The sequence below is a fragment of the uncultured Mobiluncus sp. genome (assembly GCF_902488535.1).
Taxonomy (GTDB): Bacteria; Actinomycetota; Actinomycetes; order Actinomycetales; family Actinomycetaceae; genus Mobiluncus.
Genome location: NZ_CABTWO010000013.1, coordinates 49,910 through 64,953, shown reverse-complemented (window position 1 = coordinate 64,953; position 15,044 = coordinate 49,910). Strand labels below are relative to the sequence as shown.

The 15,044-nt window shown below is 52.3% G+C and carries 8 protein-coding genes and 1 pseudogene; 3 read left to right on the top strand and 6 right to left on the bottom strand.

All coding sequences use genetic code 11. The features are described 5' to 3' along the window. Positions 1 to 72: 72 nt before the first annotated feature. On the bottom strand, positions 73 to 1,533 hold the full coding sequence (gene cas9 / locus RDL66_RS06020) for a type II CRISPR RNA-guided endonuclease Cas9 (protein WP_308535869.1): 1,461 nt from the start codon (positions 1,531 to 1,533) through the stop codon (positions 73 to 75). A 459-nt stretch (positions 1,534 to 1,992) separates the two neighbouring features. Here cas9 and RDL66_RS06015 point away from each other — a divergent pair, with 459 nt between their 5' ends. Further along, complete coding sequence (locus RDL66_RS06015; RefSeq protein WP_308535868.1) at positions 1,993 to 2,925, top strand: alpha/beta fold hydrolase; 933 nt, start codon at positions 1,993 to 1,995, stop codon at positions 2,923 to 2,925. Between the two features lie 110 nt (positions 2,926 to 3,035). Here RDL66_RS06015 and RDL66_RS06010 read toward each other — a convergent pair whose 3' ends face one another. Next, entirely contained in the window at positions 3,036 to 3,767 is a 732-nt protein-coding gene (locus RDL66_RS06010; RefSeq protein WP_308535866.1) for a B3/4 domain-containing protein, read from the bottom strand. 97 nt (positions 3,768 to 3,864) lie between these two features. Here RDL66_RS06010 and RDL66_RS06005 point away from each other — a divergent pair. Beyond that, positions 3,865 to 4,161, top strand: a pseudogene (locus RDL66_RS06005) (hypothetical protein); the annotation flags it as partial. 216 nt (positions 4,162 to 4,377) lie between these two features. Continuing rightward, positions 4,378 to 5,658 (top strand): ATP-binding protein, encoded by a 1,281-nt coding sequence (locus RDL66_RS06000; protein ID WP_308535864.1) that lies wholly within the window; start codon positions 4,378 to 4,380, stop codon positions 5,656 to 5,658. 116 nt (positions 5,659 to 5,774) lie between these two features. Here the strand turns inward: RDL66_RS06000 and RDL66_RS05995 are convergent, their stop codons facing one another. The 4 genes from RDL66_RS05995 to RDL66_RS05980 form a co-directional block, all read right to left on the bottom strand. After that, positions 5,775 to 8,126 carry a YhgE/Pip domain-containing protein gene (locus RDL66_RS05995; protein ID WP_308535862.1) on the bottom strand — a complete coding sequence of 784 codons (2,352 nt, stop codon included), beginning with the start codon at positions 8,124 to 8,126 and terminating at the stop codon, positions 5,775 to 5,777. Beyond that, on the bottom strand, positions 8,123 to 10,966 hold the full coding sequence (locus RDL66_RS05990; protein WP_308535860.1) for a YhgE/Pip domain-containing protein: 2,844 nt from the start codon (positions 10,964 to 10,966) through the stop codon (positions 8,123 to 8,125). Before RDL66_RS05990 ends, RDL66_RS05995 begins: the two co-directional genes overlap by 4 nt. 58 nt (positions 10,967 to 11,024) lie before the next feature. After that, entirely contained in the window at positions 11,025 to 11,912 is an 888-nt protein-coding gene (locus tag RDL66_RS05985) for a patatin family protein (RefSeq protein WP_282921984.1), read from the bottom strand. 354 nt (positions 11,913 to 12,266) lie between these two features. Next, entirely contained in the window at positions 12,267 to 14,627 is a 2,361-nt protein-coding gene (locus RDL66_RS05980) for an AAA family ATPase (protein ID WP_308535859.1), read from the bottom strand. Between the last annotated feature and the right edge of the window lie 417 nt (positions 14,628 to 15,044).

The following is a 15,044-nucleotide window of genomic DNA, read 5'->3' as shown; positions in this document are numbered from 1 at the left end:
TTATCCTAACATCCCACCAGAAAATCCGATTTAAACACCAGTTGTTTTTAAACTATTAAGAAAGTAATTCCACTATATATTCCGAAGACCCACAATTTTTAGTACACGATCGACTCCGGGGTTGCCCACCGGGGCGTAAATGGGGTCAGCAGGCGGTTTCCAATCATCGGCTACGCCAAACGCACACTTACGGGCTTCAAACAAATCACAATCATCTTGCAACATTCTCTCGGTAAGGCGCTCGAGAGAATCTTCCGAATACGATGCCCTTCCCGCAGGAAGCCCGACTTTGTCCAGGCTCCCGAGCTCTTTATCATCCAAAGACTCTAAATAAGCAATCACTATGTCTGCTCCCGGGCGAGTATCCTCCAGAAGAGAAGCGTTGGACAAGGCCTCTACAATCGCAGACTGCACGTCTACATCCTCAGTTTTCCACAAGGTAACCAGACTTTTTATTTTTGAATCCTTGATTTTGCTCCACGTCGAATTGACCGGGGGACGAGTATAGGGACGCTCACCATCGGGGCCTTCCTTTGCCGTTCCCTGAAGATTAGAACGCTTAACGTGAAGCAAATCGGCAACATCTGTCCAAGTGACATGGTCATCAGTTGTACTGGACATAAGATAATCAATAAGTTTTTCCTTTTCCTCCATAGATAGAGGGCGAGCGTCACCTCCAGAATCCTTTATACGCAGGTTGCAGATGACCGAAACTATGCGGAACTTTTGAAAAGATGGCATGGCTTTTAAAGCGCGAGGCTTTGAGCCTTGTCCCGGTAAAGCATCCATTCCAACGCGTTCCGATGCCTTACCTTTTGGTGACTTACTGAAAAAGACTCTATTAATAATGCGATTCAGGGTTTCATCGTCAATCCCCTGAAGAGAAGCAATTTTGCGCAGCTCATTGGCATTGTCGCTCTGACGCAGTTTTCCAAAGAGCACTCCATCGGTGCCGCGAATCTTTTGCCTGCCCATCAAGTCCACCAAAACTTCAGCTGGTGTCGCGTCATCGCTGAAGACATCTCCGGTTTTCTTCATGACCCGCTTTTTAAGGGCGGCAAACTCTTCTGATATTTCGGCTTGTAGGTGGAGAGCTTCCACTCTTTGATAAGGACTGCGCCAGCCCCGGTGACGTGCCATATGCCGGAGTGCAATAGACATCGCTTCGGGAAGTTCATCGGCAGGAAGTTTTATCGTTGCGAGGTCAGCACGAACTTTCCAAGGCTCGTAGGGGTCTGCAAAGTTTTCCAGATTCACCAGGGGATAACCAAGTTCGTTGGAGATGAAATCATCCAACTCGCGTAATCTTTGTCTACGCGTTCGATATAGTCGTCGCGTGCGCCTTGCTGTTCCTGCGGAAGCGAGACGAGTGATGACAGGATCCTTCTGTTTGGGATCGACACCAGAATCGTGAATGACAACCATAGTGTTCAGAAACCTGATAGGAGAACCCGCATCGTCTTCCTCCACGGCAGCAAAACCCACCGAGTTAGTTCCAACATCTATGCCCACACGATATTTGCGACTATCCATGGAATCATTATTACTAAAAAATCATTCAGAAATGGGGTAAATCGGTTAAAAGAAGTTGCGGGGCCGAAACCCCGCGGAGAATTCAGGTACACAAACATGGTGTCCCTTACTGAGAATCAGTTCGCGTTTAATTCTACACCACTTTCAAAGAGCTGTCATCACACAATTTACAAAATCAACTTGAATGCTCCGCCGACGTGCGTGGAACTGGCCTCCTCGCCGCAAATACTAATTTTGGAAAAATTAGTATTTCAGTAGTATTTGGCGCATTACCGCAGCTAGTCAGCGGTTTCTAAATACTACTCACGGTAGTTCACGTGCCCCAGTCAAGTGACGCTAGTTTTTTGCGAAGATTGTTCGCACTGCGGTATCGGATGCCCTCAAACCCGGCGTGGATCGACCCGAAATGTGTGAGGATGGAAGCGTCCACCCGATACGCAACCCACGAAAGGACGCGCAATGCTGCACGAGATTACTTTCCCCTCTTTCAACGAACGAGACACTGTTTACGGCTGGATTTACGTTCCGGCGGCGCAGCCGAAAGGCATTATCCAGCTTGTTCACGGTTTCGGCGAACATTCCCGCCGCTATCTGCACCTCATCGTCAATCTGCTGGAGGCGGGCTACATCGTGGCTGCTGACGACCACGTTGGTCACGGGAAAACCGCTGTAGAGAACGACCGTTGGGGCGACTGGGGCGACAAGGGCCCACACACGATGATGGAGGACGAACACCGCCTATCCGTGCTTGTGAAAGAAAAATACCCGGACCTGCCCCTGTTCTTTTTCGGCCACTCGATGGGGTCGATGATTGGACGAGACTACATGGTGAAATACGGCGACGAACTCGCGGGAATCACCTTGTGCGGTGTGACGGGACGCTTCCCCGAAACCGATCAGGTCATTGAGCAGCTGCGTGGCGTAGTCGATGCAGGTCGGGGTGAGGATAGCGACCCTCAGTATCTACAACAGCTGCTGGGATTTGCATTTTCGCGCATTCCCGAGGGCGTAAAGATTGGCAACGAGTGGATTTGTGAGGATCCTTACGTGCAAAAGGACCATGCCGAGGATCCTTTTGATGCATTTACCAAGCCCACGACGAACCGCAGTCTGCTCGACTTTGCACAAATGCTGAAACAGGTCGAAGGTCCCCAGTGGGCCGAGGCGGTCCCAAAGGACCTGCCGGTTTACCTGATTGCCGGCTCTGAGGATCCCATCGGCATGTACGGCACCGGGTTCATGGAGGTCGTGAACTGGCTGGAAGATACGGGTCACCAGACCCAGGCGCAGCTCTATTTCGGATATCGCCACGAAATTCACAACTACACGGACCTCAAAGAAACGGTGATCTGGGGCATTATCCACTTCTTTGACGATATAGTCGCAGCCTGACGCCCCGGAGCACTTGGGGACGTTCACCGGATTGAACTCTGGCCGCGCGATGTTTGCTGGATGGCAGTTTGCGAGACCAGAGTTCTCCGGCATTCAGATATGAATCGGTTTCACTTGGCACCATCAATCACGATGGTGGGGTTGTCCCGTGTGATTATTTCTTTACAAAAGATATCGGCTTTGAGGTATTTAGACATCAATTCCGAAAGCTCATCGATTGCGGATTGCAAATCCTGAGCGCGCAGAGGATCTACGCATTCAATAATCAAGAAAGCTTTGTTTGAATCGTCCCTTAGAGCAGTGCGGATGCCATCGCGCCAGTTCCAGCAGCGACAAATGGCTCCCGCATCATCGCGGTAGCACAATTCCCCCTCTAAGGTTGGCGATTCCTCCTCTTCTCCCAGGGCGGTGAAAGCGTCTGAACCTTGAGTGATGCCGAGACGAATGTTTCCATCCATAGCGTCGATATCCTCTCCTCCCACCGGAAGTGCATATTTCAGAGAAATAATGTTGTAAATGTCTTCTGTCGGATTAATTGAGCCGACAGGGTTTCCCTTTAATACACGCTTCAACAAATTCTCAATTGAGCAGCGGGCGCCTTTCTTAGTTTTGAACTTCTGAAAAGCTTCGCGCCACACAGCCACCACTTCATTTTGGGAGATAGTGTCTGAGGTGAGGTGTTTTTTGGCAGTACGGTTTGCCTCGGCAAGGAGCTGCTGAATAGTCTTCGCGTCCTCTTCTGGCACTTCCGCGACTTGGCGCATATTCTGAGCCACAACAATGCCTATCCGTGCCTCAGGAAACAATTCCCAAAACGAATCTTCAGTGACAAACTGCTTCATGACATGCCTCATTTCTTCTCGATTTTTAGCCATCCGCATTCAATTATGCCCAATTATCCCCTCTTGGGACTACCTGGGCAGCCTCGCACTACTTCGGGGGGACAATCGGGTGGCTCGTACGGTTTCGATTGAAGTCGGAATGCAGAACTCTGGTATGGCCGCCACCCTGGCCAAGACCCACTTTGCTATGACCCCTGAAACCGCACTGCCCGGCGCCATCTTCTCCATCTGGCACAACCTGTCCGGAGCGCTGCTCTCGGTCATCTACCGCCGCCTGGCTGAACGCGAAGCCGCCCACCAAGCTGCGAGCCAAACCCCGGCGAACACCGCAACGGACACAACAAACCCGATGTCGGGCACTGCTGCAAAAACACCACCACCCCGGCATTGGTGAACTAAATCCCTTTTGAAAATCCTCCTTTTAGACAACAAAGGCGGGCAGGCTGGGGACGACGACTATCTGACGCGAGCGAAGACTGAACTTGTGTGGTGCCTTGCCTACAACAATGAGAAGTCAAGTCCACGAGCAAGCAAAAAAGCCTCCTACCCAGACCCTTTCAAATGCAAATTATACTTTTCATTTATGTGTAAAAAAGCTAAAATGTAAAGTATGATTAGCAATTCCACCATACCGCATTCGTATTCTCGCGACTTGGCACGCCCTCAATATCTTGATCTGCTGCGACGCTACCGTGATACCGAATCGATAAAGGTACTCTCTGGAGTGCGTCGCTGCGGAAAGTCGACTCTGCTGCGACTGTGGAAACAGGAACTGCTGGATTCCGGAGTACCGGAAAGCCACATTTACCTGCGGCGCTTCGACGATTTTTCCCTGCCACTTGATTTGAATGCACAATGGCTGCAAGCAGATTTACGGCAAGCCTTCGATGCCGCCGACCCCAACAAGCCCTTCTACGTGCTGCTAGATGAAGTCCAAGATGTTACTGGTTGGGAAAAAATCGTCCGTGGATTACATACCCGTCCCGGAGTGGACGTGTATCTCACCGGCTCCAACGCTTATGTTTTGAGCGGTGATTTAGCAACTCTACTCAGTGGACGCTATGTAGTCCTTGAGATTTACCCACTGTCTTTCCAGGAATATCTAGATTTCGTAACCACCTACCAGGAAACCGCCCGCAGTAAAGAAGCCCTGTTTGCCGATTACCTGCGCTTTGGAGGCATGCCAGGACTGTTCCAACTTCCCGGATTAGACACGGAAACCGTGACTAGAGAGCTCACAACCATCTTTGATTCCGTAATCCTGCGCGACGTGGCAGCCCGACTCCAGGTGCGCGAATTAAACGTCTTAGAAAAGTTGGTCCGTTATGTGTTTTCCACTTCCGGGTCCCTGTTCTCCACTCGTTCCATCGTGAACACGCTGAAAAGCTCGGGCTATCGCGTATCTGGGGTTACCCTCGACTCCTATCTTGATGCCCTGACCCGAGCGCTATTGATATATCCGGTCGAACAGATTGGGCTGCGCGGCAAAGAAATTCTGCGACCGTTACGCAAGTTCTATCCCGTCGACACGGGATTACGGAACCTGACCACCGGTTTCGCTCCTACTGATGTCGGCTACCAGTTAGAAAACCTGGTTTATCTAGAGCTGCGGCGTCGTGGCTTCACTGTCACTGTTGGTGCGCTGCCCAAAGGGGAAGTGGACTTCGTGGCGGAAAAGAATGGCGAACGCGTTTATTTCCAAGTCACCGATGACGTTAGCAACGAAAAAGTCATGACCCGGGAGCTCACACCACTACAGGCTATTGAAGATGCTTTTCCCAAATTACTGTTGACCACTGATTATTTACATACCGGAATCCGCCCCGACGGCATCCGCGTGGTCCACGTCATTGACTGGCTCACTGGCCGGCAAGGAACTGCATCACGGTAAAAAAACCACAGCCAATGGGCGAAAACAATTGCATTCGATGCGGTTTTTCATTTCCCGATGTTCTCCGGTCGCGATGCGCAATGACACCTGGTTCACCGCAGTTTGGTTAGTCCCGATTACATGACTTTCGTTTTTTCAATCGCCTTGGTCATATCGTGAATCCGCCCGGCAATCGTATGCCGCAAAACCAACCCGAGTACCAAGTTCGGAATTAGGAACACCAGGATTATCACCAGGTTGTAGGTAAAGTCCCCCGCATAAATCCCGGCGATATCCGAACGCATCAAGTTAATCGCATACGTGGCCGGCAGCCAGGGACTGATGTTTTGGAACCACTGCGGTAGCAGTTCCAGCGGATAGGCCCCGCCAGCGGCAGAAATCTGTAGTACCAGTAACACCACCGCTAAGGCTTTGCCCGCATTGGAAAGCGCCACGACCAGCGTATAAACGATATTGGTAAAGACGGTGGAAATGATCCATCCCGCCAAAATCAGCAGGAAGGGGTGAGCCGGTTCAATCTCCACGAACACAATCAGCCCGACCATCAGCAATGTGGATTGAGCCATCCCAATTGCCCAGAACATGAAGTAACGTCCCAGGTACTCCTGAGCCCCGGTGAAGACAGGCTTTTTCTCTGCGGCTTTCACGGCTGATTTCGCAGCTGGAGTCGGTGCTGTTTCGTCAAGTTTCGTGCCTGGTTCAACTGACCGAGACGATTCCGCAGCGTCCGTATCTGCCGCAGCGGCTGCGTCACGATGTTTCCGGTCTGCAACGCTGTCCAGGAAGCGTTGGCCCACGTTCGGAGAAACGCCAGTACGCAGGAAAACCCCCGCCAGGAGCGCCCCAACCCACAGGGCTATGACGGTGAAAAGCGGAGCCATGCCCACCCCGAAAGTGGCGACTGGGAACACAGCATTACGTTGTACTGCTACGGGGGAAGAAATCAGGCGAGCAAATCCCTTGGGGTCAGCTCCCAACGTCGTTGCGATTTGGTCCAAGTCCCCTTCCTCCCGGGTGGACGCAATCTGTTCACGAGCCTGGTCCAAGCGGTTGGCCCCGTCACGCATCCTTTGCGCGGTATCTGCCAGGGTCTTTTGGGAGCGGCGCATACTCTCAATCATCCCACCCGCACTTTCCGACAGGTCGGCTTGTATCGCCTCCAAATATGAACGGAAAACTTTCACATCCTCTCCGGCAGAATCCAGGTTTTCACGCAGGCTTTCAATCTTTGGCTGCAAATTTTTCTCATAGTTGGACCGGGCCGTGTCAATAGCCCGTTGCGCGTCCGCTATGGCACGGTGGGCCGACTCTCTCAGGTCAGAATCGAGAGTTACCCCCCGGCGCATGTCAGCTGCAATACTGCCCAGTCGTTCCGACAGGCTTTGTTGGCGAGCAATCACCGCGTCCATATCGGCCAGGAACCGGTCAACGGTCGGATCCTTCCCCAGCAAATCCGCCCCGTCCGAGCCCAATGACTGCTCGATTTCGTCCCGAGTCTTTTGGAAGCCAATGATTTGTTTGTCCAACAAGTTCTGCAGCTGTTCGACTGCGACAGCACTGCTTTGGGTAGTGCTGTTGGCCGAATCCAGCAAATTGTCCAACTGATTTTGCAGGTTGGAAATATTGTCTGCCGCCAGGCTCACAGCATCATCGAGCCCAGAGGAAACGACCGCGAAAGGATTATCTGTCCCCCCCGTACTTTTGACCCCGGAACCAAATGCATCGCCAACAGCCCCATCGAAAGAGTCCTGCACCCCCGCAGCCAGCTGTTTTGCCCCTGTGGCCAGCGGCACCGCCGAACCTATCAAGGTAGACAGAGAACTGACTGTATTCGCCCCGGAATTCAATTGTGCACAGAGGGATTCGAGGCGGTTGCTCAGCCGATCCAAGGCCGCCTGAGTGTCGGCAGTGTCCAGGTAGGAGGACACGTCCTCGGCAATACCCACGGCGACTTCGGCCAAGGTTCGCGAAAAAGTCGTGTTGATTTGCGCGGTGACACCCTGAGCGCCTTGCGTGGTGAGGTTGGCGGACAGCGGGTTCTTCTTTTCGTTGGTGTACAGCGTGATATCCGCCGGAGCAGCCCCGCCGGCATAGAACGTGAACATGGACTGCGAAAAATCCTCCGGCAACACAATTGCCGCGTAATACTCCCCTGAGCGCGCACCTTCCAAAGCCTGATCTTTGCTGGTCAGCACCCAATCGAACTGGTCATTCACGGCCAGTTCCTTGAGTACCGTGTCCCCCACATTGACTTTGACGTTCAGGAGCTTGCTGGTGTAGCCCTCATCGGTGCTGGCCACGGCAATCTGCAAGCGTCCCGAATTCGAGAAGGGATCCCAAGTCGCCAGTACGTTGAACCAGGTGAAAAACAAGGGCACGGCAATCAATAGAACCATGAAAATCCGAACCATGACGCTGCTGCGAATCTGGCGAAAGTCGTCACGAATGATAAAAAGTACTTTGTTCATAGTGCTGCCTCCCCGGTTGCTGAGGCATCGGTTTCGCCCGTAGGTTTCTCGGTACTTTGATCCGCGGCATCGGTCCTGGCTTGATCCTGGGGTTCGGCCGGGATTCCATCAGCAGATTGGTCCACGGTTTCCTTCTGAATTTCCTCGGGGTTGTTCCCCGCATTTTCGTCCCGGGGTTCTTCCAATGTTCCGACGGCGGTCCCCAGAACGGGTTCCACTGCGGCACTTTCCGCCGCGTCGTCTTCCTGCTCTGACGCGGTAATAAGGCGGCGTTCACTGCGGCTCGAGTTATGTCCGCTGTTCAGGCTCTCCGACCGGTTAGTGGTTTTGGTTGAATTTGCTTCTCGCTGGCGGGCGAGGCTCTCGAAAAGCTCATCTTCTGTCAGATGCGACAGCCTTTCGGCCCGTTCTATGGAGCTCTTTAGCGCGACCACGTTAACCAGTGCCCCAATAATGACCAGTCCCCAAATCGCTACTATGCCCAGAAGCACTGGCTTACTGGCGGAGGTGAGCCGGGAAATCATCCCCAGCACAACCAGTCCCAAAATCCCCACGCTGCTCAATCCATTAATCAAAGCGTGATAACGGGCATTGAACTTTTCCTGACGTCGATTGATGCGGGTGGAAAATTCTTTCCGGTTGCCCAGCAGCGCAATGATGTTACTCAATCGGTAACTGGGGCTTTGCAGCTGCACGTCTTCATTCACGACCAGTTCAGTGCGGGCCAGATCGTCATAGAACAGCTGGGTGAAGTGTCCCAAGCGGCGCCTCCCCACAAACCCCAACAGGAACACCGTGACGCTCATAAGCAATAAAACCGCCATAACATGCCAGAAACGCCCGTCATAGAACCCGCCGATAGTTTCTCGCATCGCGTCAATGCCGTAAGAAAACGGGAGCATCGGAGAAAGCTGGCGGAAAAATCCGGGCATGAGCTCAATAGGATAGATGCCCGAGGCACCGGGAATCTGCAACACCACCAGCAAGATTGCCAGGGCACGGCCCACGTGACTGAGCGCGGCCGCTAAGGCATAGATAATTGCCAAATAACACGGCCCAATCAGCATGGATGTAGCAATGAAAGCGGGGGCATTGACCGCCTGAACTCCCATCAGCAAGCTGCCCACGCTGACAATCAACCCCTGCCCTATAGACAGCACACCGGAGAGCATAAATCGTCCCAGATAAGCCGAGCGCAAACTCAACCAGCCAAATCCCTCTTTATCGACTTCTACCCGGAAAATAATGACCAGGATAAGCGCACCAATCCACAGGGAAAGATTGATAAACATGGCCGCCATTCCCGAACCATAAGAGTTGATGGGAAAGAGCGTTTGTTGGTCGAATTCCACAGGTGAGGTCAGGTAGCGTCCGATATTGGTCGGGTCCAAGCCAATGACTTTTTCCAAGGGTCCCGTCCGTAGCGCGGTGGCCAGAGTCGCCACATCGGTTTGCGCCCCGCGAGCCGTACTGGCCAGCCCATTCAGGTTGCCCTGCACCTGGCCAAGCACGTTTTGCATATCCACAATCTGGTCATCAACTCCGCGGGTCAGTGCTGAAATTTCCGTAAGGGATATTCTTGCAACGCCCACCGCGGATTTGATGGCTCCCAGCTGTGCCGACAGCTGCGTCACCCGGGCGTTTAACGTGGATGCCGCCTGATTGGACTGTTCACGCAGACCAGTGGTAACTCTTTGCGCATCGGTCTGAGCCTGATCGAAGGCTTTCATTAGCGCCTGCAAATCCTCGCTGGTCTTTACCGCCTCTGATCCGGTTTTCCCGACCTTAGCGAGCAGATTCTGCATGTCGTTCAACTGGGAATTCAACTTCGCAGCGAGCTTTTGGGCCTGCGGGTAACCTTTCAAAACCGCAATCTGCTCGCGCATTTTCGTAGTCGAAGCATTCGCCCGCTGAATACCGGATTGCAGCTGCAAGTTCATTTCGGTGAGTTTGCTCGTCGCATTCGATACCGCCGAACCCGCGGCCGCCGAGGACTCATTGAGCGCTTTTTGGGCTTCAATACTGGCTTGCCCCGCCGTGGCCGCGAATTCGGAAGCATCAGAAACGACCGTTACTAAAATGTCTTGGGCGTCGCTCAAAGCCGCGGAAACATCAGCCAATGTCGGGTCAGCTGCGCCCAGCGCAGCCCGGACTTTTTTCATAGTCTGTAAGGAACCCTTCAGAGACGTACTGGCGGAATCCAAGGCGACTTGCGTATCAGCCAGGTCCCGGTTGATACCACCCAAAGCATCTAAAGCACTACCCTGAGCACCGACAACATTCGCGTCAATCTCTAACCCACCATCGCGCAAAGCCTGCGCAATGGCCTCGCCTACCTGGCCTCGGAAAGTAGACGTGATTTGGATGTCGAGTTCATTTGCTCCCGCATCGGTAATTTTTGGCGCAATAGCGCCTTTCTTTTCGTTCACATAGTATTCGATGGTCGGCTGGTGGCGTTGACCGCTGAAGATATCGACCAAATCTTTACTAAAGGTCTTGGGGATAACTAAAGTCGCATAGACTTCCCCGGCTCTGATCTTGTGGTTGGCCGTGTCCTGGTCCGTGAACTGCCAGCCGAGCTGTTCATTCTCCGAGAGTTGCTCGACTATGAGGTCGCCAATATTGAGCTGACCAGTCAGTGCAGATGCCGCCCCCACATCATTATTCACCACCGCTATGGGCAGGTTTTCCGTCGCCTTATAGGGGTTCCAAAAGGCCGCAATATTCAGCCAAGTGTAGAGGGCTGGGGTGACTAAGATGCCGATGATGATAATCAGGGACCGCGGAACCGCAATAATCCGCTTCACATCACGAGTGAACACCCGCCAGCTATCTTTCACTCCCCAATTATATCCGCGTGTTGGAATTCTGACAGTTCACGCAATCTACCACGCGACTTTACAGCCCTAAGAACTCTTTAACCTTTGGGAGTTCACGTTGCATCTGTTCGTATCCGGCCGCAAAATTTTCTTCCAGCTTGGCGGGATTATCTTCGAAATTCGCAACTCCCATATGTTCGGGATAAAACACGTAGGCCTTGCCCTCAGCTTCCAAGCGCTCCAGTTCCGCCCGGGTCCGGTTGTAATTCGCGGGACGGTCTACCAAGGCCTGGGCCGCCCGCGGATAACGTGCCAGCAAAGACCGATAGGTCCAATCGGGCAGACGGTTTTCCTTCACATAATCCCGCGGTCGCGTCAGGATGACCAGGAACTTTTCGTAACCATCTGCCTGAGCCACGTCCAGGGGAATCCCGCCGCTGGGGCCTATGGCACCGTCCATGCAGGCCTCCCCGGCGATGTAGGTGACCGGGGTGGCAATCGGCATGGATCCCGAAGCCTTGCACACATGGGTGAGCTTTTGTACCGTGTCCACCTGGTCTGAACTGAAATAGACATTTTCGCCACGCTCAGCGTTGTACACCCCAACACGCCACGCCGCCGGATTGGCCGCAAACCGTTCATAGTCCAGTTCCAGCATTCCCCCTGGCTCAGTCATGTCGTAGTACATGTGGTGAGTGTCAAAAATCCCTTTGCCTTTGATGGCGGTCTTCCAGCCGCCAAAAGCAGGATCGGTAGAAACATCAATAAAGCAGCGCCGGGAGCGTTGGGGCAACCGGGCCAGATAGTTCACCAGGCAGGTTGCCCCCGCGGAGATCCCTGCCACGTAGTCCACATAAACTTCGGCCTCCAACAGGGCGTTTACTGCTCCCCCGCTGTAACTGCCACGCATGGCTCCGCCTTCAAACAATAAAGCTGTGTCAAAGACGTTGTTTTCAAACCGTTGCATTCCAAACCACCCCTAAACCATCGTACGGCTTGACATGGTAATCCGCATCAGGAGAGTCACACGTTTATTCCCGCTTAATCGTTGCAGAGCCCGTTTCTGTGTAGTCAGTGGTGACTACATGTTCTGTAGTCACCCGGGAAGAGTATTTTCACCCGACTGAAGAGTAACCGTTTGAACGGCGAAAACACATTTCGATTGCACGCAACTGACTACATGGACAAAAACGGTGCTAACGGGGTAGGGCACTCCCCGACCCAAGAGTGACGACTCGTGAGCGAAGAGTGACGGCTCTGATCTAGGGAAATACCACTAGGCATCACGGTAGCGACTACATTTCTTGCTGAACAACGCGTATCATGATGCCGCAGGAGTAAATCGATCGGACCACTCACTCAAGTGATTCTCAATTTCCTGCTTACTAACCTGGCAACTACCAAGATGCTTTTTCAGATGTACAGGGTCGAGCTTGTCGAGAATAACCATGACACATTGAGCGCATCTCTTTTTCTCCTCTTCGCTGTACCGTTCAAAGGCGTTTGTGGGATTGAACGCCTTTACGCGCTTCTCCATGTGGCTGGCATCGTTGAAAGCAAGGCGATACATGGCATATTCAAGGAAGGGTAGTTGGTCACCGAGGCGCTCTCGCAGGTCTGGGTCGCGAGACAGTCGAGACGTTCCTATTCCGTAGTTGAAGGTGCTGTATCCCTCTAGAATCCTCCTGAGTATGTTGCCAATCACGTACGACTCGTTCGGGTCGATATTCTCGGCACTGGCAAATTTATATGCGCGCTCTAGCAGAACAACATATTCGCTGCTTTTCTCGCCGCGTGGTTCAGAAGACCTTCCCCTAAGCTCAAGCAGGTCAGTCTTGATTTTTTTCCCGTCGAAAGTGTCACTTATGTCCGAGAAGATATTTGTCAGCTCTTCCACAACGCCCCCGTCATGAGTCATGACTGTAATGCGGCTCTCTGCATTCGCTCTCAAAAGGTGCTCGGAGCGTTCTCTGATCAGCGAACAGACCCCTATTCTGTTCTCCATGTCGAAGCTAGAAATTGGATCATCGAGAACGAGGTACTGTGGGTCGTCATCCTCGTGATTCTTCTCCCTGTCCTTTCCGCCCTCAGAGAAGAAGTAGCAGAGGGCAAGAATGTTTCTCTCACCTGTCGAGATGTCCTTCGGCTTTACGGGATAGCCGTTCGAGATAATCTTGTACTTATCACCATTCGGTTGAAGCTGGAATTTTTTGGTGTCGAAATAGACGTTCGCAAGATAAGCGTTGATCACATCGACCGCGATGTCGACCCTCCGCATTCTGGCTTCCTGTGCTGCCCTGCTCTGAACCAGAGATTTGAGGGTATCGTTGTTCTTCTTTTGGCTAGCCCTGGCCTTAGCGAGATTTTCAGCCGCCTCTTCGCTCCCTTTTATCATTGGGAGCGCATCCACTGCGGCGATCGCATTATTCAAGCCAAGGAGCGTACTATGGATTTCCGCCTTCTCATCTATGGCTTTGTTTATCGATGCAACTTCCTCATTGATGCGCTTAATCACTTCGTTCAAGTCATTAAGTGCTTCCGACAACCCCAGGGGTTCAATGGTTTTTGGGGAATAGACGTTTGACTCCCTCTCCGCTAACAAGTCGTTGTAGTTCCTTACCAGGCTAATCACCATTTGCTCGACCCTAGGCAAGTCGGTACTCAGCGAGGCAGATACCTGTTCGGCGACAGTCTGCTGAGTAATATCTTGCAAGGACGCTTGTCTGAGCTCCGCTTTGAATTTGTCAACTTCCTTGCTGAGCACCTTTTGCACGCTATCGACAATCGAGGCCTTTTCCTGGGTGGAAATCTCTCGTAGACACATTGGGCACGCATCAGTCTCCGAATTGGAGAAAACCTTAGCTGACTTCTCAACCAGAAGCTGATCTCCGCTTTGAACAAGTTCGAGAATCCGCTTCTCACGGTCGCTGAGTGTAGGATTTTCTACGCATTTTGCTAGAAGCTCTAGAATTCGCGCTTCGTTGTATCGCTCGACATCTATCAGCGAAAGCTCAGGCAGATGGCTGTCACCGGCTCCGCTCGCCTTTTTGTATTCCACCAGTTTGTCGTTGAACTGTTTTTCCAGAGATTCGCGTGGCTGTCCAGACGCCGATTTACATATTTCACCCCATCGATTAGGTGTGAGATTTGGGGCTTTGCCGTCTACCTTCTCTGCCCTAGATCTCCACCCACCTCTCTTTGCAGCCTCCCTCGCTGCTTCCTTCAGAGCTTCAAGAGAATTCTTGCCTTTCGTAAACCCGTCAATTATTTTTGCCAGCTTCTCGTTTTCGGTGCTAATGCTATCGATCTGGTCATCGATCTTCTTGATTTCGTCCGCTGCTTCGACTTGTTCGCCAAGCATCGCAAACGCCTCAAGACCATCATCATCGATGCGTGTTTTCGACTCAATGTACTCTTCGCTGAAGACCCTTATTCGCTTACGGTCCGCATCGTCCAGATCTAATTCTTGATTAGCCGAATCATAAAAATATCCATTACCGCCCCCTGCTCTGATGGCGTCTATTTCGCGCGCTATGGTCGATTTTCCAGAGCCGTTGTGACCAAAGACAATCGAGGTGCGCCGTGCCGGTGCATCATCCACAAAAAGATTGATATCGCAGCCGTCGGAGAAAGCTCCGTTGCATACATGAACGCCATGTATCGAGGAAATATTGCTTGCCATCCAAACTCCTATGTTTTCCAACTAGAACGTGTTGCGTATTGCACACAACAAAAGTTTTGCAATCCTTTCTTTCCATTATAAAACACGCCCCCCATATCGAGTTACGGAAGCGGTGAGCGATAGATAATTGAATCGATTTTTTCGACCAACCATGACCTAGCGAGCCTTAGCAAGGCCTAACGTCTCGTCAGGCTTTACAACATTACGCCTCCCAACAGGTATCTTTCTGATTGTAATGTTGAAAAGACGCGACTCCTCGAGCCTTGTTGCACCTCGAGGGCACCAGATGCAAGACGAGAGGACAGTAAGACACCCTACGAAAGAAGACATTCTCCAGAGGCCACGCGACACGTTCCCAGCACCCACGGGACTATGGATAATTATACAGAAAGTCACGAGAATGCCGGGGCGGAGATA

What these genes read in the sequence shown, in the direction of transcription:
- RDL66_RS05985 (WP_282921984.1), bottom strand. Translation starts at nt 11,912, where the DNA reads ATGCAACGGTTTGAAAACAACGTCTTTGACACAGCTTTATTGTTTGAA.
- RDL66_RS05995 (WP_308535862.1), bottom strand. Translation starts at nt 8,126, where the DNA reads ATGAACAAAGTACTTTTTATCATTCGTGACGACTTTCGCCAGATTCGC.
- RDL66_RS06010 (WP_308535866.1), bottom strand. Translation starts at nt 3,767, where the DNA reads ATGAAGCAGTTTGTCACTGAAGATTCGTTTTGGGAATTGTTTCCTGAG.
- RDL66_RS05980 (WP_308535859.1), bottom strand. Translation starts at nt 14,627, where the DNA reads ATGGCAAGCAATATTTCCTCGATACATGGCGTTCATGTATGCAACGGA.
- RDL66_RS06015 (WP_308535868.1), top strand. Translation starts at nt 1,993, where the DNA reads ATGCTGCACGAGATTACTTTCCCCTCTTTCAACGAACGAGACACTGTT.
- RDL66_RS06000 (WP_308535864.1), top strand. Translation starts at nt 4,378, where the DNA reads ATGATTAGCAATTCCACCATACCGCATTCGTATTCTCGCGACTTGGCA.
- cas9 (WP_308535869.1), bottom strand. Translation starts at nt 1,533, where the DNA reads ATGGATAGTCGCAAATATCGTGTGGGCATAGATGTTGGAACTAACTCG.